Here is a 24,398-nt window from a genome sequence, read left to right on the forward strand (position 1 = left end):
TCTTTCGACACGGAATGCGGCTGGGAATTTCGCCGCGATGCTCGCATCGCACCGGCACCCCACCCCGGCCGCACAAACACACCGTTCATCTCGAAGAAAGCACCCACGTGGCAAACATCAAGTCGCAGATCAAGCGCATCAAGACCAACCTCAAGGCGCAGGAGCGCAACAAGGCCGTCAAGAGCGAGCTCAAGACCGCCATCCGTCGCACCAACGAGGCTGTCGCCTCGGGCGACAAGGCCGCCGCCGAGGCCGCCCTCAAGACGGCGACCAAGAAGCTCGACAAGGCCGTGAGCAAGGGCGTCATCCACGAGAACCAGGCGGCGAACCGCAAGTCGTCGATCTCGAAGAAGGTCGCGGCGCTCTAGCCCCACCCCGCACTTCTCGACGCCCTCGCCGGTTCGCCGGCGGGGGTGTCGTGCTGTGCGGGGCCGAACGACGGCGCGTTACAGCTCGAGGCCGCGGTCGGCCACGACGCGCACGAGCGACTCGACCGCGTAAACCGGATCGCGCCCCGCGCCCTTGACGGCGGCATCGGTCTCGGCCGCCATGAGAATCGCGCGGCCGAGCCCCTCCTCCGTCCAGCCCTGCAAGTCGCGCCGAGCACGATCGACCTGCCAGGGCGCGAGTCCGAGCTGCGAGGCCACCTGGCCGCCCGAGCCGCGTGTGCCGCCGACCTTCGCCATGGTGCGCAGCTTCATCGCGAAGGCGGCGACCATCGGCACGGGGTCGGCGCCGGTCGCGAGCGCGTGCCGCAGCAGCCCCAGAGCCTCGCCATGCCGGCCCGCGATGGCGGCATCGGCGACGGCGAACGCGTTGACCTCGACGCGACCGCCGTAGTACTTCTCGACCGTCTGCTCGGTGATCTCGCCGTCGGTGTCGGCGAGCAGCTGCTGGCATGCGCCGGCGAGCTCGGCGAGGTCGTCGGTGAAGGCGCTCACGAGAGAACGCAGCGCTCCGGGAGCGATCGGGCGGCCGGCGTGCCGAAACTCGGCGGCCGCGAAGTCGGCGCGGTCGTTGTCGCGCGTGAGCGCGGCGCACACGACCTCGATACCGCCGCCCGTGCCCTGCCGGATGGCGTCGAGCAGCTTCTTGCCGCGCACTCCCCCGCCGTGGCGAATGAGCACGACGACCTCGTCGGCGGGCGCGGCGATGTACTCGAGGGCCTCCTCGAGGAAGGCGTCGTTCATGGTCGCGGCCGCGTCGACGCGGATCAGCCGCGGTTCGCCGAAGAGCGACGGGCTCGCGAGGGTGATGAGCTCGCCGGGAGCGTAGGCGTCGGCTCGCAGGTCGTGCACCTCGAGGCTCGGGTCCTGCTCGCGCAGGGCATCCCGCAACTGACGGCTGGCGCGCTCGGCGAGGAAGTCTTCCGGGCCGCTCACGAGGATCACCGGCGCCGCGCGGATCTGGTGCCACGCGAGCTGCGGGATGCTCGCCGCGACCCGCGCGGATCCGGCGGGTTTCTTCGGCGCGGCCATGCCCGCCAGCCTATCGAGGCGGGCCGACGTCGCCGCCCTCGAGTGCGCCCCTCTCGACCGCGCCCCGTTCCACCCAGAGCCGCAGCGCGCTCGAGCCGTCGCCGCCCGGCGCGAGCAGGCCGAGCCCATGGGTGTCGCTGCGCACGACCGTCGACCCCGCCGCGTCGAGCACGGCGAGCAGGTCGGGCGCGGGATGCCCGTAGGTGTTGTCGGCGCCGACGCCGATGAGCGCGACGGGGGCGCCGAGCTGCGCGTAGAGCGGCTCGTGCTGGTCGGGCGAGCCATGGTGGCTCACCTTGACGACGTCGACGGAGGCCAGCGGCTGCGCGGCGGCGAGCATGCGCTGCGCATCCGCCCCCAGATCGCCGAGGGCGAGCATGCTCGGGCAGTCGCCGCACGCCGGGCCGCCGCGCAGCTCGACGACGATGCTCGCGTCGTTGCCGGGTTCAACCCCGCGGTGCGCGGGCGGCCACAGCACGCGCCACTCGTGCGCACCGAGCGTGCCGTACCGTCCCTCGGCAACGAGGTCGACGACGGCGCCGCCGGCCGCGAGGGCCGCAACGACGGCCTCATCCTGCTCGCGCCCGGTCGGGCCCACGAGCACGCGATCGACACGGCCGACCACCGCGGGCACGCCGCCCGCGTGGTCGAGATCGAAGTGGGTGAGCACGAGCAGGTCGATGCGTCCGACGCCGAGCGTGTCGAGGCACCCCTCGAGCAGTTCGGGCTCGGCTCCCGTGTCGATGAGCGCGACGGCGTCCGCGCTGCGCACGAGCACGGCGTCACCCTGCCCGATGTCGCACTGCGCGATGACCCAGTCGCCCGGGCGGCCCAGGCTCCGCAACGCGGCCGTGCCCGCCGTCGCCCCCATGACGACGACGAGCGCCGCGGCGGTGGCGAGCGCGACGCGTCGCCGTAGCCGGGCGCTGCCGAGGCGCCCCGGCACGCCGAATGCGACGAGCCCGGCGATCGTGAGCCCCGCAAGCAGCAGCGCCCCGACCGCGCCTTCGGGCCACGGCAGCAGAGCGCCGGGCAGCGTCGAGCACACGCGCGCAATGCCCGCGATCCAGGCCGCGGGAAGCCACGCGATGCCCGCCACGAGCAGTGCCAGGGTCGGGATGACCGGCGCGAGCAGGCACGCGATCATGCCCACGATCGTCGCCACCGGGGCGGCGGGCGCCGCGAGCACGTTCGCGAAGACCCCGGTGAGCGGCACCTCGGGCGCGAGCAGGATCAGCACGGGTTGGCACGCCAGCTGCGCGCTGAGCGGCACGGCGATCGCGAGCGCGAGCCACGCGGGCAGCACGCGCTCGAGCACCGCCGCGAGCGGACCCGCGAGCACGAGCAGCGCCGCCGTCGCGAGCACCGAGAGGGTGAAGCCGTACTCCCGCGCGATCCACGGATCGAGCACGACGATACCGAGCACCGCGAGGCCCAGCACGGGCAGCCCGCGCGCGGGGCGGCCGCTCACGAGCGCCAGCAGCACGACGGCGGCCATAACGGCGGCGCGCACAACGCTCGGCTCGGGCGTGACGAGCACGACGAAGCCGCCGAGCGCCACGAGCGCGACCCCGACCCGCACGGGCCGCGGCCATCGGGCGAGCGCGCCGATGCCGAGCACGAGGCCGACGACGATGGCGCAGTTGGCTCCCGACACGGCCGTGAGGTGGCTGAGGGCGCTCGCCTTCATGGCCGCATCGAGGTCGTCGGTCACGGCGGTGGTGTCACCGATCGCGAGGCCCGGCAGCAGTGCAGCGCCGTCGCCGGCGAAGGGCGCCATGAGGGCGAGGAACCCCGCGCGCAGGGAATCCGCCCCACCGAGGAGCGCGGGCGGTGCTGCGACGGGCGTCACATCAGAGACCGGTCGCACGAGCGCGACACGGTCGTCGCCCGCCTCCAGAGGGATGAGCCGCACCGTGCCCTCGAGCCGCGTGCCGAGCGGCAGGCGCCCCTCGACCGGGAGGCCGAGCACCCGCACCGGCACGCGCACGGCGAGCGGCCGCTCGCTGCCGTCGGGCATCCGCGCGCCGACCGCCACGATGAGCGCGTCGGCGCTCACGCCACCCCAGCCTCCGAACCCCGAGTCCGTCTCGAGCGGCGCCACGACCGTCTGCTCGAGCTCGAGCACGACGTCGACCGTGGCACCCTCGTCGAGCGCGGCGCTCAGCGCGGGCGGCGTGCGCGCGGGGGCGGCGAGGGCGACGGCGATCGCGAGCACAGCGACGGCGAGAACGCTCGGGATGCTCGCCGCGAGCAGCTCCCCCGCGCGACCCGCGCACCCGCGGCGCCGCAGCACCCCGATCGCGAGCCCTGCGAGCGCCAGAGCCGTGACGGCGGCGGGCGCGGCAGCCGCGGGCGCCCCGACCAGCACGATGGCCGCGAGCCACCCGGCGAGGGCGGGGAGCGCGAGGCGGGCATCCGCCACCCGCGGCACTACGACCCGCGGCGCGACGTCCCGCGCGTCGACCTCCGCCACCTCGACCGCGGGGGGCGCGCTCACACCGTCGCCTGATCGCGCAGGCCCGCGAGCGTCTTCTCGCCGATGCCGCTCACGGCCGTGAGCTCGTCGACGCTGCGGAACGGTCCGTTCTCGTCGCGCCAGGCGATGATGCGCGCCGCGATGGCGGGGCCCACGCCGGGCAGCGTCTCGAGGGCGGCGGCATCGGCGGTGTTGAGGTTGACGCGGCCGTCGCCCGTCGCGCCGCCCGCCGACCCCGGCGCCGCGGGCGCGGTGACGGGCACCTCGCCCACGCGCGGCACGCGCAGTTGCTCGCCATCGACGACGACGCGGGCGAGGTTCACGCCCGCGAGGTCGGCGTCGTCGCTCGGTCCGCCCGCGGCGGCGATCGCGTCGACGACGCGCGCGCCGAGCGGCAGTTCGACGATGCCGGGCTGCGAGACCGCGCCGAGCACGTGCAGCACGACGACCTCGATGGCGGGGGCCGGTCCGGGTGTCGCGCCATCGACGGCCACGGGCGCCTCGACCGTCACGGTCTGCCCGCCGGGAGTGACGACGGCGCCCACGACGGCCGCACCGACGCCGAGCAGCGCGAGCACCACGACTCCGCCGAGCGCCGCCCGCACGCGCGGCGACCGCCGGGGAGGCCCGTCGAGCGCGGCGAGGTGGGTCACCGCGGCAGGCTAGGCCCGCGCGGCAGCCCTCACCGAGTGAGGGCGGGCCGCGCGGGAGCGCCTACTTCTGGGTCGCGATGTTGACGACGCGCGGGGCGCGCACGATGACCTGCGCGATCGGTCGGTCGCCGATCGCACGCTGCACGGCCTCGGAAGCCCGGGCGAGCGCTTCGAGCTCGTCGCCGCCGATGAGCGGGCTCACCTGAAGCTTGTCGCGCACCTTGCCGTCGACCTGCACGATCGCCGTCACCGACTCCTCGACGAGCAGCAGCGGGTCGGCCTTGCGCCAGCCCGCGAACGCGATGAGGTCGCTGCTCGTGTCGCCGCCGTGGCCGAGGCGCACCCACATGTCTTCGGCCGTGTACGGCGCGAAGATCGAGAGGGCGACCGCGACGACCTCGACGGCCTCGCGCACGGCGGGGTCCGCCGCGCCCGGTCCGGAGTCGATCGCCTTGCGGATGACGTTGACAAGCTCCATCGTGCGCGCGACGGCCACGTTGAACTTGAACGACTCCATGAGGCCCGGCACTTCGGCGAGGAAGCGGTGCGTCACCCGCCGCAGGGCGACGTCGCCCGTGGAGGGGTCGGCGCCGACCGGGGCGGTGACCTCGCCCGACAGCCGCCAGGCGCGGGCCAAGAACTTCTGCGAGCCCGTGGGCGAGACATCCGCCCAGTCGATGTCGTCCTCCGGCGGACCGGCGAAGGCCATCGTCAGGCGCACGGCGTCGACGCCGTAGCTGTCGACGCCCTCGGTGAAGGTGACGATGTTGCCCTTCGACTTCGACATCTTCGCACCATTGAGCACGACCATGCCCTGGTTGAGCAGCGCCGAGAAGGGCTCGGTGAAGCTCACGTAGCCGAGGTCGAACAGCACCTTCGTGATGAAGCGCGCGTAGAGCAGGTGCAGAATCGCGTGCTCGACGCCACCCACGTACTGGTCGACGGGCGCCCACTTCTCGGCCATCGCCGGGTCGAACGCCTTCGTGTCGTCGGTGGGGTTCAAGAAGCGCAGGAAGTACCACGACGAGTCGACGAAGGTGTCCATGGTGTCGGTGTCCCGGCGCGCCGGGCGGCCGTCGGGCGTGGTCGTCGCGACCCAGTCCTCGACGCCGCCGAGGGGCGAGGTGCCCTTCGGCTTCATGTCGATGCCCTCGGCGTTCGGCAGTTCGATCGGCAGCGCATCCATCGGCACCGGCACTTCGGCGCCCTGCTCGTCGTACATGATCGGAATCGGGGTGCCCCAGTACCGCTGGCGGCTGATGAGCCAGTCGCGCAGGCGGTAGGTCTTGGATGCCCGCCCCGTGCCGCGCTCTTCCAGCAGCTCGATCGCGCGCGTGATGGCGTGCTGCTTGCTGAGGCCGTCGAGGGGGCCCGAGTTGATCATGCGCCCGTCGCCCGTGAGCGCCTCACCGGTGGCGACAGGGTCGAGCGGCGCGGCGCCCGCCGTGCCGGGATCACCCGACGCGAGCATTTCGGGGGTGATTACCGGAATCGCGCCCGTGACCGGGGCGTTCGTGTCGACGACGACGCGCACCGGCAGGTCGTAGGCGATCGCGAAGTCGAGGTCGCGCTGGTCGTGGGCGGGCACGGCCATGATGGCGCCGTGGCCGTAGTCGGCGAGCACGTAGTCGGCGGCCCACACGGGGATGCGCTCGCCCGTGACGGGGTTGATCGCCCAGCGGTCGAGGAAGACGCCGGTCTTCTCGCGCGAGGTGTCTTGCCGGTCGATCTCGCTCTTCTTCTGCGCCTCTTCGAGGTAGGCCTGGAACGCCATGCGCACCTCGGGGGTCGAGCCGGCGGCGAGCTCGGCGGCGAGGTCGCTGTCGGGCGCCACGACCATGAAGGTGGCGCCGAAGAGCGTGTCGGGGCGCGTCGTGAAGACCGTCACGGGGCTGTGGTGGCCCTCGATGACGAAGTCGACGTCGGCACCCGTCGAGCGGCCGATCCAGTTGCGCTGCATCGTCAGTACCTTGGCCGGCCACGAGCCCTCGAGCTGGTTGAGGTCGTCGAGCAGGCGGTCGGCGTAGTCGGTGATCTTGAAGTACCACTGGGTGAGCTTCTTCTTGACCACGACGGCGCCCGAGCGCTCGCTCGTGCCGTCGGGCAGCACTTGCTCGTTGGCGAGCACCGTCTGGTCGACCGGGTCCCAGTTGACCCAGCTGTCTTTGCGGTAGGCGAGGCCCTTCTCGTACATCTTCAGGAACAGCCACTGGTTCCAGCGGTAGTACTCGGGGTCGCTCGTGTGCAGCACGCGGGTCCAGTCGAAGCTCGCCGCGTAGCGCTTCATCGACGCCTTCTGCTGCGCGATGTTGTCGTACGTCCACTGCCGCGGGTCGGCGCCGCGCTTGATGGCCGCGTTCTCGGCGGGCAGACCGAACGAGTCCCAGCCGATCGGGTGCAGCACCGTGAAGCCCTGCTGGCGCCAGTAGCGGGCGACGATGTCGCCGAGCGCATACTGCTCGGCGTGCCCCATGTGCAGGTCGCCGCTGGGGTACGGGAACATGTCGAGCACGTACTTGCGCGGCTTCGTGTCGGCGGGGTCGTCGACGGTGAACGGCTGCAGCTCGTCCCAGATCGGCGCCCAGTGGGCCTCGATGCGGGCGTGGTCGTACGCGTTCTCGTCGGGGTGCAGCTCGTCGGTCACGGAGAGGTCTCGATTCACGTCTGTGCAGGGGCCGCCCGGTGGTGGCGGGGCAGAACTGCCAGATTACCGGGTGCTCGGGGCCGCATCCTCCGCGAGCGCCCGCAGCAGCGCCGCGGCCTTCAGTCGCATCTCGGCCACCTCGGCCACGGGGTCGCTGAGCGCCGTCACGCCGCCGCCCGCGCCGACCGAAGCCCGGTCGCCGCGCACGACGATGCTGCGGATGACCATCGCGAGGTCGGCCGTGCCGTCGGCGCCGAGGTAGCCGAAGGCTCCCGAGTAGATGCCCCGGGGGCCGGCCTCGAGCCCGGCGAGCAGCTCGATGGCGCGGCGCTTGGGTGCGCCGGTCATGGAGCCGGCGGGAAGACATGCGGCCACAGCATCCAGCGCATCGAGGCCGGGCCGCAGGCGACCCTCGACGGTGCTGACGAGCTGGTGCACGTGGGCGTAGCTCTCGACCTCGAGCAGGCCCGTGACGGTGACCGTGCCGACGGTGCAGATGCGCGCGAGGTCGTTGCGCATGAGGTCGACGATCATGAGGTTCTCGGCCTGCTCTTTGTCGCTCGCGGCGAGTTCGGCGGCGAGCGCCGCATCCCGCACCGGGTCGGCGTCGCGCGGGCGCGTGCCTTTGATCGGTCGGGTCTGCACGATGCCGTCGGCGACCCGCAGGAAGGTCTCGGGGCTCGCGCTCAGCAGGGTCGTGTCGCCGATACGCAGCAGGGCGCCGTGGTGCGCGGGGCTCGAGAGCCGCAGCCGTCGGTAGATCGCGACGGCGTCGAGGAGCGAGCCGTCAGCGGTCGCGGCCTCGGACTGCGTCGTGAGGCACAGCTGATACGCCTCGCCGTCGCGGATCGCCGCCTGGCACTGCAGCACGAGGTCGGCGTAGTGCTCGTCGGCGTCGCGCTGCACGATCGGCGCGAGCGGGGCGGGCGGGGCGATCGGGGCGCCGGATGCCGCTGCCGCCCGCTCGACCAGCGCGAGCATCCGCCGCCGCCAGTCGTCGAGTTCGCCGCGCCACTCCCCCGAACCGTCGAGATCGAGCGCGACGAGCCGGGCGGTGCCCGTGGCGTGGTCGACCGCCACGCCGCGGTCGACGCGCAGCCAGGCCGCGCGCTCGTCGCCCGGCACGAGCGGAACGGGCATGGCCATCGTCTCGGCCCGCAATTCGTAGCCGAACCACCCGACGAGTCCGAGCGGCAGCGGGTCGTCCCCCGCGGCGGGCGCGGGCATCGCGGCGAGCGCCGCCCGCAGCTGCGGCAGAACGGGGGCCTCGTGGTCGAGCGGCACGCGCGTGCCGAGGGCGATGAGGCTGTGGCCGGTGCGCGCGCCCAGGCCGGAGTCGAGCCAGACGAGGCCCTGCGTCTGCGGGTTCTCGGCGGCGAGCGCGAGGAACACCGCCTCGGCGCCGGGCGGCGCCGCGATCGGATGCTCGAGAACGCCGGGCCGCATACCCTCAATGCTATGAGCGCGCTCGGCGAGGGGCTTCACCCGTGGCGGCCCGGCACCGCCGCGAACGACACGCCCTGGGTGGCGCTCGACTGGTGCGATCCGCACGAAGGGCGCCTGCTCGCGGCCGACTCCTGGCGCGTCGTCGAGGGCCGCGTGCGCGGGCTCGAGGCGCATCGCGCGCGCTTCCTCGCCGCGGTGGGCCCGTGGCGCGACGACGCCGAAACCTTCTGGCGCGACGCCGTGGCGGCCCTCCCGCGCTCGGGCGACTGGTTTCCGCGCGTCGAGCTGCGCGAACGCGCCGAGGGCACGCAACTGAGCCTGCGCCTGCGCCCGACCCCGGCGACGGGCACCGAGGTCGACGTGGCGACCGCACCGCATGATCCGCGCACGCGACCGCTCATCAAGGGGCCCGATCTCGACGCCCTGCAGGCCCTTCGGGTCGCCGTGCAGCCGAGCGGGGCGGGCGAGGCGATCATCGTGGATGCGCAGGGCCGCGTCGTCGAAGGCGCCTACAGCGGCCTGCTCTGGTGGCGGGGCGAGACGCTCGTGCGTCCGGCAGACGCGCTGCCGCGCATCCCGAGCGTCACGGTCGACCTCGTGGTGCGGGCCGCGCGCGCGGCGGGGGTTCCGCTCGCCGAGGCCGAGGCCCGGCCCGCCGATCTCGCGGGCTGCGAGCTGTGGGTGCTCAGCGCGCTGCACGGACTGCGCTCGGCGCGGCACTGGATCGATGGCCCCGCGCTCGCCCCCGCGACGCGCGCGCCGCTCGGCCGCGCGTGGCTGGCGGGGGCCGCCGTCGATCTGTACCCCGACCGGGGGACACCCGCACTGGGGGGGTGATGAATCCTCCCTTCATCGGCCGTCGCGCCCGTAGACTGACCCCGCCGGATTCGGGTTCGGCATCAGAGGGGGATCTGACGTGTCTGACGACGACTACGGCCGAGTGCCGGCGGGGTGGTATCCCGACCCGCTGGGCTTGCCCCAGTTGCGCTGGTGGGACAACCACGCCTGGACGGAGCACGTCTCTGACGCTCGCCAGCCGATGATGCCCACGCAGCCGGCCGCGGCGACGATGTTCGCCGACGACGACGAGCTGCCCTCGCGCCGCTCGCGCCGCAGCGCCGACTCGGCCGCCATCGACGAGCCGCCCGTCGAGCAGCCGACGGCCGCCGTGCTGCGCCAGCTCGCACCGCCGACCACCGACGACGCTCCGACGCTCGTCGAGCCGAGCGTGCCGTCGGCGCCCGTCGCCTCCGCTCCGTCCGCTCCCGCAACATCGGCAGCCGCAGCCAGCGCCGCGAGCGCGGCCGAGGCCTTCGCGGCCGCAGCCTTCGCCGACCTGCAGGCGCAGTCGGCGGCCACGAGCGGGAGCACCCCGTGGGTTCCGCTGGCCGGCGAGCCGGGCGCGCCCGTGTCGGCCGCCGCATCCGCCGGCTACGGCTCGGCCGCACAGACCTCTGCCCCGCAGACCTCCGCCCCCGGGTACGGTTCGGCGCCGGGCTACGGCTCCGCTCCCGGCTACGGCTCGGCTCCCGGAGCCCCGGCCTACGTGCCGGCGTGGAACGAATCGCCGGTCTCGGCGAGCGACCCGGGCCGACGCGGCACGCACCAGTCTCTCGGCACGACCGCGCCGCACCTGCAGAGCGTCGAGGTGTGGGCGATCGCGCTGCTGCCCATGCTGCAGCTGCTGTTGAGCCTGCTCGTGCTCGCCGCCTTCTCGACGGGCCCGAGCGTGGCGTTCATGGCCGTCATCTGGCTCGCGCCCTACCCCGTGACGCTCGTGCTCTCGTTCTTCGACTACCGCTCGCTGCGCCGCCGCGGCGTCGACCGGCCCGCGACGTGGCTCTGGGCGCTCGGCACGGCACCGCTCTACCTCATCGCGCGCGCCGTGCGCCTGAGCCGCATCTCGGGCGCCGGCTACGGCCCGGTCGCCGTGTTCCTGCTGCTGAGCGGACTCGTGGGCGCCTCGGTGCTCGCCGTGCCCGGTCTCATCATCGCCTCGTTGCCCGCCGTCTTCGCGGCCGAGGCCTCCAACAGCATCGAACTGGCCGCCCGCAGCATCGGCGGTCAGATGGAGGTCACCTGCCCGCCGAGCCCGCCGCTGTTCATCGGCCAGCAGCTGCGCTGCCCCGCCATCGACGCCTCGGGCAACCCGATCGTCGTCACGGCGAGCCTGCAGCGCTCGAACGGCTGGATCGCCTGGCAGGTCGACGACTGGGGCGTCTTTAGCATCATTCGCTAACCGAATACCCCGGAAGCGGCCCGAACCGCTTCCGGCCACAATTGAAAACGCAGCCGAGGGTGAGCAATCACCCGTCGCGTGGAACCCGAATACACCGCGGCACACCCGATCGACCAGGGGGGTCGAGCGGAGCACACGATCCGGTCGGGGGACCGGGGACCATGGGGGACCACGATGAGCACCACCGCGATCCGCGTACCGGCAGGCTGGTACGCCGACCCGGTCAAAGCGGCCGCGCACGGCATGGTGACGCAGCGCCGCTGGTGGGACGGCACGGCGTGGACCCACCACACCGCGGCGCTCGACACGCCGGTCAGCCCGGTCGTCTCGGCGGAGAGCCTCGCTGCCGCGACCGCCTCGGCCCAGCCCTCCGCTTCGTTCTCGGTCGCCGGCAGCGCCCCGGCCACCGTCTCGCCGCGCGAGTCGGCTCGTGCCGCCGAGGCCATGCCCCTGCACCCCGTCGACCCCGCCGCCGGCGTGCGCTCGGTCGGCTCCGCACCGCGCGCGAGCGCGATGTCGCCCGTCAGCCCCGCCAACGCCGAGACAGCCGGGTACGAGCCGTTCAGCCACCGCAACCGCATCGAGCTGACCTCGATGATCGATGCCGGCTCGGCCCGCAACCCGCTGCGGCTGCGCGTGCACACCGTCTCGGTGTGGCTCATGGCCACGATGCCGCTCACGCAGGCGCTGCTCGTCTTCTGGGTGTTCTCCACCCTCCCGGCCGAGAGCTCGGCCTGGACCCGCGCCCTCGCCGTCGTCTTCCCGCTCGTGCTCATGGGCGCGCTCGCCGGGCAAGACACGCGGCTCATGGAGCTCTCGGGCCACCTGCGCACGGCACCGTGGATCACCGCGGTGCTCGCTCCCCCGCTCTACCTCGGGGTGCGCGGCGTGCGCGTGCAGCGCACGACCGGCGCGACCCCGTGGCCGCTCGCGGTGTGGCTGGGCGCGCAGCTCGCGGTCGTCGCCACCTGGTTCGCGCTCGACCCCGAGGGCGTGCTCGCGGTGGTGCGCGCCGTCTCCTGACCGCGCGCGAGCATCCACCGCCCCCTCAGCGACCGCTCCGGCAGGCCGCGTAGGGTCGAGGCATGGACGAGACGCGCAGCCGACGGGGCGCGAGCCTCGAGGTGCTGCGGGCCGAGGCGCACGACGAGTTGCAGACCGTCATTCACGCGCGGGCGCGCGGCGGTGAAGACCCCTGGGACTTCATGACCGAGCTGCCGACCGTCGACGAACTGGTGGTGTGGATGCTGCGCGCCGAGCGCATCCGCGATGACGACGGGCGGCTGCCCTCTGCAGCGCGCGACTATCGGCTGCTGCGGCAGATCGCGCTCGACCATCCGGCGCTCACGACGACCGTGTGGACGATGCTCGGACGGCTCAGCACCGAAAGGTGAGGGATCGTGTCCCCATAAGTGGGGACCGCGCGCCTCTCCCTTTGTACCCCGTTACGAACTACCATGGCGGAACCGAGAGCTCGACACCCCGACCCGTAGCGCGCTCGACGACACACCCGAGGTAGCCCGATGTCTGACTCGCACGCTCCCGTCGCCGGTTGGTACGACGACCCGGAGATGGCGTTGCGCCTGCGCTGGTGGGACGGCCTGCGTTGGACGACGCACACCCGGCCCAAGCCCGTCGTCGCCCACGCGCCGACTGAGCAGGCCATCGCCGACGCGGCCGGGGCGACCATGACCGCGGCCACGGGCTCGACGGTCATCGCCGAACCCGCAGCGGCTGAACCCTACGGCTACTCGGCACCGTATTCGTGGTCGCCGGGCTCCGCCGCGGCCACCAGCCCCCTCTCCCCTGTCGTCGGCTCGCCGAGCTCGGTGCCCATCGCGCCGACGGGCGGCGCGAAGCACCCGAACGAGCTGTGGAACACCGCCCGCTCGTCGATGGACTACGCCCCCGAGCGCACGACCACGCCGGCGGCGTGGGCGCTCGCCGTCACGCCCCTCGTCACGGTGCTGGCGCAGGCCGCGGGCGCCGTGCTCTCGGGCTTCGAGTCGACCCCCCTCATCTGGATCATCGGCGCGACGATCATCCCCGTGCTCTGGATCATCATGTGGGTGCGCCGCGACCGCATCACCCTGCACGAGTGGGGCCACCTGCGCCGGGCGCACTGGGCCTGGGCGTTCCTCGGCGCCCTCGGCTACCTCACGGCGCGCACGATCGTCGTGCGACGGCAGTCCGCGGGTCGCGGCTGGTGGCCGTTGCTCACCAACCTCCTCATCACGGCCGTGCTCGTCAACGTCGGGCTCTTCACGCCCGTGTACGACCTCGTGCGCGACGCGATTCTGTAGCGCCCGTGATCGTTGGCTGCGCTACAGCCGACGCAGGCCGAGCACCCTGACCACGGCGAATCCGGCCTCGACGCTCGCCGCCAGGTCGACGACCGCGTCGATGCCCCAGTCGTGGTCGCCGGCCGGGTCGTCGATGACTTGGCGCACGGTCCATGTGCCGGGGGCATCCATCGGCGCTTCATCGATGTGTACGAGGGATGCGCTGCGAGCGTTGCCCCCCGTCAGCACCTCCTCGTGGTCGGCGTAGTAGGCGTCGAGCGCCTCGGGCCAGCCCGCGTCGGGGTCGAGCGCCTCGAGGTCGTCGTCGCGCTGCAGCGCCGCGAGCTGCACGCGGCGGAACAGCTCGTTGCGCACGAGCACGAGGAATGCCCGTCGGTTGGTCGTGACATCCGGCGGCCGGGGCGGCAAGGTTGGCGCGCCTTCCACAACGTCGGAGTGGGGCGAGCTCAGCTGCTCCCACTCGTCTTGCAGGCTCGAGTCGACCTGGCGCACGAGCTCGCGCAGCCATTCGATGATGTCGCGCAGCTCGTCGGTCTTCGCCTCATCGGGCACGGTCTGCCGGATCGCGCGGTCAGCGTCGCTCAGGTAGCGCAGCAGCAGGCCCTCGCTGCGGGTGAGCTTGTAGTGACTGACGTACTCGGTGAAGGTCATGGCCTTCTCGTAGAGGTCGCGCACGACGCTCTTGGGGCGCAGCTCGACGTCGCGGATCCAGGGCTGGGTGCTCGCGAAGGTCTCGAACATGGCGGTCAGCAGCTCGTCGAGCGGCTTCGGGTACTCGACGTCGTCGAGGGCCTCCATGCGCTCGTCGTAGTCGAGGCCCTCGGCCTTCATGGCGCCGATCGCCTCGCCGCGCGCGGCGAACTGCTGCTGGGCGAGCACCGGGCGGGGGTTGTCGAGCGTCGACTCGATGACGCTGATGACCTCGAGCGGGTAGTTCGGGTCGGCGTGATCGAGCACGCCGATGACGGCGAGCGCGAAGGGGCTCAAGGGCTGATTGAGCGCGAAGTTGGGCTGCAGGTCGACGGTGAGGGTGATGGTCGCCGGGGTGGTGGCCCGGTCAATCACGACGACCCCGGCGCGCACGAGAGTCTTCGCGATTCCCAGCGCGCGCTTGATGAGCGCGCGCTGCTGGTGCGGCGGCTCATGATTCTCGGTCAGCAGCGCGCGAGCGTTGCCGAACACGTCTCCCCCGCGCGCGATGAGGTTGATGAGCATGGCCGCGCTGACCTGCATGCGGCTCTCGAGCGGTTCGGGCATCCCGCCCACCAGTCGTTCAAAGCTCGTCTCGCTCCACGTGACGAAGCCCGCGGGCGCGGCCTTGCGCACGATCTTCTTCTTCTTCTTGGGGTCGTCTCCGGCCTTCGTCGTGGCGAGATGATTCTCGACCTCGTGATCGGGTGCTTGTACGACCACGAGCCCTGCCGTGTCGTAACCCGCGCGGCCCGCGCGGCCCGCGATCTGGTGAAACTCGCGCGCACTGAGCTGGCGCATCTTCACGCCGTCGTACTTGCTGAGGGCTGTCAGCAGCACCGTGCGAATCGGCACGTTGATGCCGACGCCCAAGGTGTCGGTGCCGCAGATGACGCGCAGCAGCCCGCGCTGGGCGAGTACTTCGACGAGACGGCGGTACTTCGGCAGCATGCCGGCGTGGTGCACGCCGATGCCCGCGCGCACGAGGCGGCTGAGCGTCGAGCCGAAACCGGTCGCGAAGCGGAAGTCGCCGATCGCCTCGGCGATCTCGTCCCGCTGCTCTCTCGACACGATGCGGATGCTCGACAGGGCCTGCGCGCGCTCCATCGCCGCGGCCTGGCTGAAGTGCACGATGTAGATCGGCGCCTGGCCCTTCTCGAGCAGGGTCTCGACGGTCTCGTGCACGGGGGTCTTCACGTACTCGAACGTCAGCGGGATCGGCCGCTCGGTGTGCGTCACCTCGCTCACCGGGTGCCCGGTGCGGCGCTCGAGGTCGGCCGCGATCGGCGTCACGTCGCCGAGCGTCGCGCTCATGAGCAGGAAGCGCGCGTTCGTGAGCGTCAGCAGCGGCACCTGCCACGCCCACCCGCGGTCGACGTCGGCGTAGTAGTGGAACTCGTCCATGACGACGATGCCGGCCTCGAGCTCGGCGCCCTCGCGCAGTGCCTGGTTGGCGAGGATCTCGGCCGTGCAGCAGATGATCGGCGCATCGCCGTTCACTGAGCTGTCGCCCGTCACCATGCCGACGTTCTCGGCGCCGAAGATGTCGACGAGCTGGAAGAACTTCTCGCTCACGAGCGCCTTGATCGGCGCCGTGTAGTAGGTGCGCTGCCCCTGCGCGAGGGCGATCGCGTGCGCGGCGACCGCGACGAGGCTCTTGCCCGAGCCCGTCGGGGTGGCGAGCACGACGTGCGCGCCGGCGACGAGCTCGAAGATCGCCTCCTCTTGCGCCGGATACAGCGTGAGGCCGCGCCCCACAGCCCAGTTCTCGATCGCGTCGAACGCCGCACCGGCCTCGTAGGGGCGGGGCATCGACTCGAGCAGGCTCACCCCCCGAGTCTGCCCCACCCGGCCGTCTCCACAACTCAGGAGTCGCGCGCCGGGCAGCATCTCCACAATTCAGGAGTCGCGCGCCCGACCCCGTCTCCACAATTCAGGAACGGCGGCCCCGAAACGGCGGTTCGGGATGCTCGCACGGCGTGTCGACCGGGCGCGAGCATCCCGAACTCCTGAATTGTGGAGATGCGGCGGGGCTGCGGGCAGGGCGAGGCCGCGCGGCGCTCGGGGGTGCGCCGCGCGGCCCGGAGGCTCAGCCCTCGATCTCGGCGGTGCAGTCGGCCTCGGCGTCGCCGACGGCGATGAGCACGCGGATGCCCTCGCCGTTGAGCGCGCCGTAGGCGATCTGGCAATTGCCGAGCGCGTCGCTCTCGCTGAGCGAGCCGGCAGGCCAGGCGAAGCGCACGGTCGTGGCGTCGAGGAACTCGACGGTGGGGATCGGGTCGCGGCCCTCGGCATAGACCTCGGCGAGCAGCACGGCGGTGCCCGAGGCGAGGTCGGCGCCGATGACGGTCACCTCGCCGTCGTTCGAACCGCCGGCGTCACCACCGGTGTCGCCCTGGTCGACGACGTCGGGAATGATGTCGTCGGTGCTGACGGGAGCAGCGGTGGAGCATCCCGTGAGGGCGAGGGTGAGCGCGCCGGCGACGGCGAGCGAGCGGAGGGCGAGCAGGGCGGCGGCGCGCGGGCGCGCGGATGTCGTGGTCATGCTCCCAGCCTGCGGCGGCGCGGCCCGCGCCGCCATGAGCAGTCGTTACCTAGGAACCGGGGCTCGGCACCAGGAAGAACGGGAAGACCCCGGGGTTGTGCGCGTGCACGATCGCCAAGAACACCACGAGGTCGAACAGCAGGTGCACGATGATGACGTAGGTGAGCGACTTGGTGCGGTGGAAGATCCAGCCCTGCAGGAGCGCGAAGGGGATCGTCATGAGCGGGCCCCAGGCCTGGTAGCCGAGCTCCCACAGGAAGCTCACGAAGACGATCGCCTGCAGGATGTTCGCCGTGAGCACCGGGAAGTGCCGCAGCAGCAGCACGTAGATCGTGCAGATGAAGAAGAGCTCGTCCCAGATGCCGACGGCGTTGACGCCGATGAAGAGCCGCAGCACCTCGCTGGCCTCAGAGACGGCCGGCCAGTTCTGGTAGGCGCCCGAGGTGATGAAGTAGAACGGCAGGATCAGCCAGCCGAGGAACGGCACGGCGAAGAGGTACGACTTCTCCCACGGCTGCCACTTCTGGCCGCTGCGCCACGGGAACCGGATGACCTTCCGCGTGAAGACGAACCGGTCGATCACGAATGGAACCGCGACCGCGAGGCTCAGCACGAACCCGAGCAGGAAGAAGTTGGGCCACGAGATGTCGGCCTTGACGCTCACGGTGCTCACGACGATGAGGCCCGCGGCGATGATGCCGAGATCGCGCATGAGCTCGCGGTCGACGAAGTACGCCACGACGAGCCCGATCACGAGCCACGGGTAGCCGACCAACCGGTTCTCGAAGCCGAACAACGGGATGGCGCTCGTCACGACGATGGCCGCGGGCAGCAGCTTCAGGCTGATCGCGGGAAGGGCATCCGTCGTGGGCAGCGTCTGAGCGGCGGGCATGGCGTGATTCTCGCAGATACACGCACAATTCTTCCTCTATTGAGTCGGGCCCTCTATGGAGACGGACCTCAGCCGCGCGGCACGCGCGCGACGATCTCGTCGATCACGCTCGGCAGGCCGAGCACCCGGAAGTGCCCGTCGTACGGCAGCACGACGTTCTCGGCGCCGTCGAGCACCGAGTTGCCGGCGGGCACGTACTGGTCGAACGTCGAATGCAGCGAGGTGATGCGCGCGTTGACGCTCGCCGCCGCCGCGAGCTCGGTGATGACGGGCCGCGTGGGCACGAACTCGCGCCACGGCCCCATCGCGTAGCGCGCGAGCGGGCTGCCCCCGTAGGGCGTGTTGATCGAGATCATGCGCGTGAGCCGGCTGACCTCGGCGCGCTCGTCGGCGACGAGCATGGTCTTGCCGATGAGCCCGCCCTTGCTGTGCGCGACGATCGTGACGCCCGTGAGCTCGCGGTGCTCGAGGTAGGCCGTGAGCAGGGCCGCCATCTCCGGGATCGGGTGGCGGTTGAAGCCGAGCTCGGGCACGCTGTGCACGGGATGCCCGAGTGCGGCCAGGCGGTCGCGGATCGGCTTGAGGTAGTGCCAGGTCTCGAAGACGCCGGGGATCAGCAGGACGGGAGGAGGAGCATCCGGACCCGCCTCGATGGGAGCAGGAGGCCGCGCGCCGTACCGCCAGTACCGCAGGCGCGACCGGGCGACGTAGGCGTAATCGGCCACGATCGAAGCGGCACGCGTCATATCGGCGAACCCTAGCCGCGCGGTCGGCGGGTGGCAACCCCGTTGTCAGAACCACGGATGCCCGATTGAGTGGGGCGCATCGCCTCGAGCCCTCGAGTCGACACCGAGCAAGGGGGAACCATGATGAGCAACGACCACGACACGCAGCACGACGTGACGCAGGGCGAGAACCCGGGAGCGCAGGGCGACATCGGCGCCGGACAGGGGAACCCGGGCGACGAGACCAGCCCCGCGGAGCGGTCGGACGAGGAGACGCCGGCGATCGTGGGCGTCGAGCAGCCGCGCCGCGACGAGCTCGACGACGACGCCGACTTCGGCGGCGACCTCAACGCCTCGAGCCAGGTCTGACCCGTGACCGACGCACCGCACCACGGCACCCCGCCGACCGATCCTGTGGCGGACGACATCGCCGCGCGCAATCCCGACACCGGCGACGTGGTGGCGGGCGAGCAGGTGCTCGACGAGGGGCAGGTCGCACCGGAACCCGACGATCTCAACAACGGTGAGACGCGGGACGACCGCCTGCACGCCGCCGATGAGCGCACCGACCCCGGTGCGCCGCCGGCGCAGGAAGAGCCCGGGTAGCAGGACTCCTCCCCAGCGCGCCGCGTCACTACCGTGTGCACGGGGCTGTGTACAGCCCTTGTCGGCACGCGCGCGACCGGCTCTACTGAACCCCGGTACCTACCCGTACCCGCCCGGAGTACCCGCTTCGGGAGCTGAGCGCGCAGGTGCTGACCCCCGACCGGCAGCTGCGCGCTCAGCGCACGCATCACCTCGCATCGACGCGGTCTCGACGCCGCCGCGAGCAGGTCGTGGACGACCCTGAACGGTCGGCCGCGGCCGAGGGTGCCCGTACTCTCGGAGGGGCGCGGGCACCCGACCAACTTTTGCTCAACGTTTCCCGGCCTGACGCCGTACGCTGTCCGTGAGTTCATGTCAGGGGAAGGGGTCGCGGTGAGCACTCCCGCTGCGGGCTGGTACGTCGATTCGACCGACCCGAGTCTCGTGCGCTGGTGGGACGGCGCCGCGTGGAGCGACCACACCCAGCCGAACCCCGACGCGCCCGCCACCGCCCCCACCTCCGCCCCCGTCGAGGCCGTCGTCGCCACACCCGTGCCCACCGCGAGTGTGCCGCTCGTGCCCTCGGCACCCTACGTGCCGCCGCCGTTCGCCGACCCGCCGCCGCCCGCGCCCGTTGCTGCGCCCGTCGCCACTCCCGTTCCGGCCGCCCTGAACTATCCGCCGCCGGCGTTCGGTTCCCCCGCATTCGCCGAGCCGAGCGCCTCGCCGACCCCGGCGGCCGCGCCCGGCCCGCGCCGCACGGGCAGCTCGCTGCCCATCTCCGAGCCCGTGCGCTTGACGCCGCCCGCCTCGGGGGCGATCCCCGTCGCCGGGTTCCCCGGCTTCGACGACCCGTTGCCGACCGCGACGCCGGCCGCGACGCCCACCACGACCCTGCCGCCCTCGACTACGCCGCCGCCGCTCGCGGTGCCGTCGCAGCCCGCACCCGACGCGCCGGCCGCTGGCGGGGCGAGGCCGGGGTCGTCGACCGTCACCCCGCTCGCCACCGCGACGCCCATGCCCGCCTCGGCCTCGACACCCTGGACCTCGTCGACCTCGTTCGCCCAACCCACCGGCTCGGTCGACCTGGCGAGCGTTGACTACGAACCCATGACGCGCTCATGGGGTTCGAAACGCCCCGTGGGCGCGACGCGCGCCGTCACCGGCGTCACGACCGGCGGTGCGTGGATGCTGGCGCTCTCGCCTGTGCTGCACCTGGGCCTGGCGGCACTGGGCTGGCTGCTCACCGATGGCGGAGCATCCACGAACACGCCCTACGTCTCGGGCGGACTCGGCATCGTGGCTCTGCTGTGGGTCGTGCTCGGCACCATCACCGACTATCGGCGTCTCGGCGCGCTCGGCCACGAGTTCCGGCCGTCGCCGGCCTGGATCGTGCTCGGGCCGCTCTTCTACCTGCTCGTGCGCGCCGTGCACGTGTACCGCACGACCCGCTCGGGCACGGCCCCGACGTGGGTGTACGTCGTGCTCGCGATCGTCGTCTCGGCAACGGTCAGCGCGCTCACCCTGCTGCAGCCGCGCGACGCGACGACGGCCGAGTTGCGTACGGTCGAGTCGACGCTGACGAGCGAGCTGCAGGGCGAGGGCATCGACTACACCGTGCTCTGCCCGTCGCAGGCGACGTTCGCCGTCGGCGCCTCCTTCGTGTGCACGGCGTATGACGACGTCGGCCCGGCATCGCTCATCCGCGTCACGTGGTCGAGCCTCACGGGCGACTTCACGCACGCCTTCGAGTCGTCGCCCGTCATCACGGGCTGAGGTCAGCGCGCCTCGGTGAGGCGGATGAACGCGCTCAGTTCGGCGACGCCCGCGGGCGTGTGCGGCAGCGAGTCGAGCAGACCGGGCGAGTGCACGAGGTACGCCGCCCACTGCGCGCGCGAGATGGCGACATTGAGGCGGTTGCGGTTGAGCAGGAACTCCATGCCGCGCGGCGCATCGCGCGAGCTCGAGGCTGCGAGCGAGACGATCGCGACGGCGGCCTCCTGCCCCTGGAACTTGTCGACCGTGCCGACGCGCGTTCCCCGCAGGCCGGCGGTGTCGAGGCGCTCGCGAATCGTCTGCTGCTGCGCGTTGTAGGGCGTGACGACGATGATGTCGTCGGCGGCGAGCGGCCGCGGCGCAGCATCCGGCCCCGACTGCCACGCAGTGCCGATGAGGCGATGGATGATCGCGACGACCTCGTCTGCCTCCTCCGCCGACTCGGTCGCGTTGCCGGTGTGCCGCACGGGCACGGGGTGCAGACCGGGCGCGACGCCCTCGAGCCGACGCTCCCTGGCGCTCGGGTGCGCGTGCAGGCGGCCCTCGTAGCTGAGGCGCGAGACGGGCTCGGCGAGCGCGGGATGCAGGCGCCGCGTCTCGGCGAGGAAATAGCCGAGCTCGGCCGGCAGCACGTCGTGCCCGTCGCTGAGGTAGCCGAGCGCGCTGCCGTCGATCGGCTCAGGGTGGGTGCCCTGGCTGACCTGCGGCAGCTGCTGCGGGTCGCCGAGCAGCAGCAGGTTCTTCGCGGCCATGCTCGCGGCGATCGTGGCGGCGAGCGAGAACTGCCCGGCCTCGTCGATGACGAGCAGGTCGAGGGTGCGGCGGCCGACGCGCTTCGGGCTCGCGAAGTCCCACGCCGTGCCGCCGATGACGAACCCGCCGGTGCCGATGCCGGCGCGCTCGCTGGCGAAGGCGGCGAGCTGGTCGGCCTTGCCGAGCACCGTGTACCGCGCCGTGGCGTACTCGGCCGGGTCGGCGCCGGTCTTGGGCGCCTTGCCGACGAGACGCCCGTCGAGTCCCGCCTTCACGACGCTCTCGAGCACGTGCTCGACGGTCGTGTGGCTCTGCGCCACGACACCGACCGTCCAGCCGTGGTCGCGCACGAGCGCGGCGATGACGTGCGAGCCGAGGTGCGTCTTGCCCGTGCCGGGAGGGCCCTGCACGGCGAGGTAGCTGCGGTCGAGGTCGAGCAGGCTTGCCACCACCGCGGCCACGCGGTCGGGCTCGCCGTCGGCGTCGAGCGTCACGGGCGCGAGTGCCGCCCCGCTTCGGGTGCGGGGCGGCACTCGACGCAGCAGGTCGCCGACGGGCTCGGCAGGCCATTCGGGATGCGCGTCGACGAGCCGCGCGCCCCACTCCTCGATGGCGGGCTTCTGCTGGCCCGCGTCGGGCGGGCTCGCGGGAGTCAGCGCGATCGGCAGCTCGGTGTAGGGCTCGACGCCGTCGGCGAGCGTCTCGGTGACGACGACATGGCCGTCGCCGAGCGCCTCGATGGCCACGCTGCGGGCCGAGCGCGCGAGCGGGTCGCGCGGGTTGCCGGGCAGCGGCCCGGGCTGGGCGTAGACGGCGAACGGTCCGCTGCGGCCGCTCACGCTCGGGCGCGAGCCGGGGGGCCAGCTGCCGTGCAGCACGAGCGTGCGGCGCAACGACCGCTGCTTGCCGGTCTTGCCCCAGGGGGACTGCTCGTGCGGAGCATCCCGATCGACCGTGAAGACGTCGCGCACGTCGCTCCACTCGTCGAGCGGGGCGACGAGGCGGTCGAAGTGCTCCCACCAGAAGGTCTTGTGCTCGCGGCGGTGGTAGTCGATCGCGGCGGCCGCGTAAGCGTAGGCGCGCTGCTCGGGGGTTCTGTCGGGCTCGGTCGCGGGCGTGCCATCGTCGTTCGCCGCGAGTTCCAGCAGGGCCGTGCGCAGCGGCGAGTCGTCGATCGTCGGGCCGGAATCGTCGCCCTCCGCGTCGTCGCCGTTGTCGATGAGGGTGGGCGCGGGTGCGGGGTGCTCCCCCGCGAGTCCGCGCAGCCAGGCGGCGAGCTTCAGCGTGCTGACGCAGTCGACGCGGTTGTAGTCACCGATGTCGTCGAGAATCTGCTGCGCCGCCGCGGTGTCGCCCGCCGCCCGCAGCTCGCGCGCGCGGATGTATTCGGCGATCGAGTCGTCGCCCCGCGCGACCGCGGCTCCCTCGCGCGCCTCGGGCCAGTAGATGGGCTCGAGGTACTTGATCGAATAGCTGGGGCTGCCGACGCGCAGGGCGTTCTTGACGACCGGGTAGAGGTCGACGAGCACTCCGCTGCGCAGCCACTCGTCGACGATCTGCTCGCCGACGCCGTGTCGCGCGGCGAGCGAGCGCAGGTGGGTGCGCTCGTACGAGGCGTAGTGGTAGACGTGCAGGTCGGGGTGGATGGCGCGCCGGGCTTCGACGTCGGCGAGGAAGGCGAGCAGGGCATCCCGCTCATCGGCGAAGCTGTGGGCCCAGTAGGCCGTGAACCGCTCGTCGGCGTCGACGATGCCGAACAGGTAGTCGAGGCCCCACCGGTTGGGGTCGTGCTCGGTGTAGAGCGGGTCGCCTTCGAAGTCGAAGTAGAGGTCGCCGGGGCTCGGGGCGGGCAGGGCGTGCAGGGCGGCGGGCGTGCGCACGCGCACGGGCGGCGGGGTGCCGGGGTTGCCGGCGGCTTCGCGCTGCAGGGCCGCCTGCAGGCGCAGGGTGTCGAGGGTGGACGCGGCGATGCCGTCGACCGGCTGCGTGCTGGCGGCAAGCTCGGCGAGGGTGGTGATGCCGGCGGCACCGAGCTTGGTCCACTGCGAGCCCGTCAGGCCGGCCACCTGGCTGACGTCATCGTGCGCGGCGATGTCGCTCGCACACCACGCGCACGTGCGGCAGTAGGTGACGCTCGGGTCGCGCCAGGCGATGGGCGCGTCGGCGGCGGCGCGGTCGCGCAGCAGCTGGTGCAGGCGGGCGCGTCGGGCGCGCAGCACGGGCGCGATGTCGTCGAGGCGGTGGATGCTGCGCTCACCGGTGCCGAGAATCAGCGCGACCTCGGGGTCGACGGCGATGCCGAGCCGCTCGAGCTGCTCGGCATAGGCGGCGAGCTGCAGCAGTGCGGTGACTTTCGCGCGGCGGGCGAGCTTGCTGTCGAGCACGCGGTAGGCGCCGTCGGGCATCCGCTCGAGGAAGTCGGCGAAGCCGACGAAGGCGATCGCGATGTCGCCGGGCCGGGATGCGGGGCTGTGGTCGCGGTCGACGAAGGTGCCCTGCACGATGACGGGTACCCCGCGCTGCAGCGCGTCGAGCGTCTGCGCGGCGAAGGGCTCGATGGCGTCGAGGCCGGCGCTCTCGGCGCGGGCGATCTCGAGCACGTCGTCGGGATGCGCGGCGCGGGCGCGGTAGTCGGCGATGACGGCGGCTTCGTGCGCGTCGCCGAGCACGGCGGTGCGGGCGAGCATGGCATCCGGCTCGTCGACGATCGCCGCGAGGCGGCCGAGTCGAACGTCGAGGTCGCGCGCGACCCGGAACTCGCACTCCGCCGCGCGGGTGAGGTCGCTCGCCGAGGTGACGAGCAGGCGCTCGCCGTTCTCGTTCGTCGTCAGGTACACGGGGGTCTCCTCCGGCCAGGGGTCTGCTCAGGTTACGGCCGACCGGTGACATCGCAGGGCCAGGGTGATCAGGTGCCTGCCCGGTCGCCTGCCCGCGCAGTCTGGGCCGACTGTTGACCGTCACGAGACTCCCGAATTGAAGGAACTCGACGACCACAGTCGATCAGACTTCCTTCAGTTCGGGAGTCTGGCAACACCCCCAGCAACCTCCTCGCGCGGCGGCCTCCATGGTCAGCGCGCGGGGAGGTTCCGTCGTCCGCGCGCAGCCGTGCTCGCAGTCAACCCCCTAGACGCGAGCGCCATGCAGGAGTTGACTGAGCCCCTCGCGGGCTCGACCCGGGCCCCGAGTATCG

The 24,398-nt window shown here is 72.4% G+C and carries 19 protein-coding genes; 9 read left to right on the top strand and 10 right to left on the bottom strand.

The annotated features are described in order from the left end of the window. The first annotated feature begins 107 nt into the window (after positions 1-107). Positions 108-368: a 30S ribosomal protein S20 gene (gene rpsT / locus NNL39_RS00070; RefSeq protein WP_255159687.1), complete on the top strand. Its 261-nt coding sequence runs from the start codon at positions 108-110 to the stop codon at positions 366-368. 78 nt (positions 369-446) lie between these two features. Here the strand turns inward: rpsT and holA are convergent, their stop codons facing one another. From holA to NNL39_RS00095, 5 genes are all read right to left on the bottom strand, one after another. Further along, a complete protein-coding gene (gene holA, locus NNL39_RS00075) occupies positions 447-1,478 on the bottom strand; it encodes a DNA polymerase III subunit delta (RefSeq protein ID WP_255159689.1) in 1,032 nt (343 codons plus the stop codon). 10 nt (positions 1,479-1,488) lie between these two features. Continuing rightward, positions 1,489-3,978, bottom strand: coding sequence for a ComEC/Rec2 family competence protein (locus tag NNL39_RS00080; RefSeq protein WP_255159690.1), 2,490 nt, complete (start codon positions 3,976-3,978; stop codon positions 1,489-1,491). Continuing rightward, entirely contained in the window at positions 3,975-4,610 is a 636-nt protein-coding gene (locus NNL39_RS00085; protein WP_255159691.1) for a ComEA family DNA-binding protein, read from the bottom strand. Before NNL39_RS00085 ends, NNL39_RS00080 begins: the two co-directional genes overlap by 4 nt. A gap of 61 nt (positions 4,611-4,671) precedes the next feature. Beyond that, positions 4,672-7,254, bottom strand: coding sequence for a leucine--tRNA ligase (leuS, locus tag NNL39_RS00090; protein ID WP_255159692.1), 2,583 nt, complete (start codon positions 7,252-7,254; stop codon positions 4,672-4,674). Positions 7,255-7,317: 63 nt separating this feature from the next. Next, the gene (locus NNL39_RS00095; protein WP_255159693.1) at positions 7,318-8,700 is read right to left on the bottom strand and encodes an anthranilate synthase component I family protein; all 1,383 of its coding nucleotides are present in this window, start codon (positions 8,698-8,700) and stop codon (positions 7,318-7,320) included. A gap of 12 nt (positions 8,701-8,712) precedes the next feature. On the opposite strand from NNL39_RS00095, the gene NNL39_RS00100 reads away from it, so the two are divergent. The 5 genes from NNL39_RS00100 (at position 8,713) to NNL39_RS00120 (ending at position 13,242) form a co-directional block, all read left to right on the top strand. Continuing rightward, on the top strand, positions 8,713-9,537 hold the full coding sequence (locus NNL39_RS00100) for an aminotransferase class IV (RefSeq protein WP_255159694.1): 825 nt from the start codon (positions 8,713-8,715) through the stop codon (positions 9,535-9,537). A gap of 79 nt (positions 9,538-9,616) precedes the next feature. Further along, on the top strand, positions 9,617-10,939 hold the full coding sequence (locus tag NNL39_RS00105) for a DUF2510 domain-containing protein (RefSeq protein WP_255159695.1): 1,323 nt from the start codon (positions 9,617-9,619) through the stop codon (positions 10,937-10,939). 174 nt (positions 10,940-11,113) lie between these two features. Further along, positions 11,114-11,962: a DUF2510 domain-containing protein gene (locus tag NNL39_RS00110; protein WP_255159696.1), complete on the top strand. Its 849-nt coding sequence runs from the start codon at positions 11,114-11,116 to the stop codon at positions 11,960-11,962. A 62-nt stretch (positions 11,963-12,024) separates the two neighbouring features. Continuing rightward, a complete protein-coding gene (locus NNL39_RS00115) occupies positions 12,025-12,333 on the top strand; it encodes a tryptophan synthase subunit alpha (RefSeq protein ID WP_255159697.1) in 309 nt (102 codons plus the stop codon). Between the two features lie 129 nt (positions 12,334-12,462). Beyond that, positions 12,463-13,242 (top strand): DUF2510 domain-containing protein, encoded by a 780-nt coding sequence (locus tag NNL39_RS00120; protein WP_255159698.1) that lies wholly within the window; start codon positions 12,463-12,465, stop codon positions 13,240-13,242. A gap of 21 nt (positions 13,243-13,263) precedes the next feature. Here the strand turns inward: NNL39_RS00120 and NNL39_RS00125 are convergent, their stop codons facing one another. The 4 genes from NNL39_RS00125 to NNL39_RS00140 form a co-directional block, all read right to left on the bottom strand. Continuing rightward, entirely contained in the window at positions 13,264-15,744 is a 2,481-nt protein-coding gene (locus NNL39_RS00125; RefSeq protein ID WP_255160961.1) for a DEAD/DEAH box helicase, read from the bottom strand. A 277-nt stretch (positions 15,745-16,021) separates the two neighbouring features. Then, positions 16,022-16,477 carry a hypothetical protein gene (locus tag NNL39_RS00130; RefSeq protein WP_255159699.1) on the bottom strand — a complete coding sequence of 152 codons (456 nt, stop codon included), beginning with the start codon at positions 16,475-16,477 and terminating at the stop codon, positions 16,022-16,024. 49 nt (positions 16,478-16,526) lie between these two features. Then, complete coding sequence (locus NNL39_RS00135) at positions 16,527-17,369, bottom strand: CPBP family intramembrane glutamic endopeptidase (RefSeq protein WP_255159700.1); 843 nt, start codon at positions 17,367-17,369, stop codon at positions 16,527-16,529. Positions 17,370-17,437: 68 nt separating this feature from the next. Further along, positions 17,438-18,115, bottom strand: a complete 678-nt coding sequence (locus NNL39_RS00140; protein WP_255159701.1) for an esterase/lipase family protein — start codon at positions 18,113-18,115, stop codon at positions 17,438-17,440. A gap of 120 nt (positions 18,116-18,235) precedes the next feature. Between NNL39_RS00140 and NNL39_RS00145 the strand changes: the two genes are divergently transcribed. The 3 genes from NNL39_RS00145 (at position 18,236) to NNL39_RS00155 (ending at position 20,455) form a co-directional block, all read left to right on the top strand. Beyond that, complete coding sequence (locus NNL39_RS00145) at positions 18,236-18,463, top strand: hypothetical protein (RefSeq protein ID WP_255159702.1); 228 nt, start codon at positions 18,236-18,238, stop codon at positions 18,461-18,463. Between the two features lie 3 nt (positions 18,464-18,466). Further along, entirely contained in the window at positions 18,467-18,700 is a 234-nt protein-coding gene (locus NNL39_RS00150) for a hypothetical protein (RefSeq protein ID WP_255159703.1), read from the top strand. Positions 18,701-19,072: 372 nt separating this feature from the next. Then, on the top strand, positions 19,073-20,455 hold the full coding sequence (locus NNL39_RS00155) for a DUF2510 domain-containing protein (protein WP_255159704.1): 1,383 nt from the start codon (positions 19,073-19,075) through the stop codon (positions 20,453-20,455). Positions 20,456-20,457: 2 nt separating this feature from the next. Here NNL39_RS00155 and NNL39_RS00160 read toward each other — a convergent pair whose 3' ends face one another. Beyond that, positions 20,458-24,045 carry a TM0106 family RecB-like putative nuclease gene (locus NNL39_RS00160; RefSeq protein ID WP_255159705.1) on the bottom strand — a complete coding sequence of 1,196 codons (3,588 nt, stop codon included), beginning with the start codon at positions 24,043-24,045 and terminating at the stop codon, positions 20,458-20,460. Positions 24,046-24,398 lie beyond the last annotated feature (353 nt).

The sequence above is a fragment of the Microcella humidisoli genome (assembly GCF_024362325.1).
GTDB lineage: Bacteria > Actinomycetota > Actinomycetes > Actinomycetales > Microbacteriaceae > Microcella > Microcella humidisoli.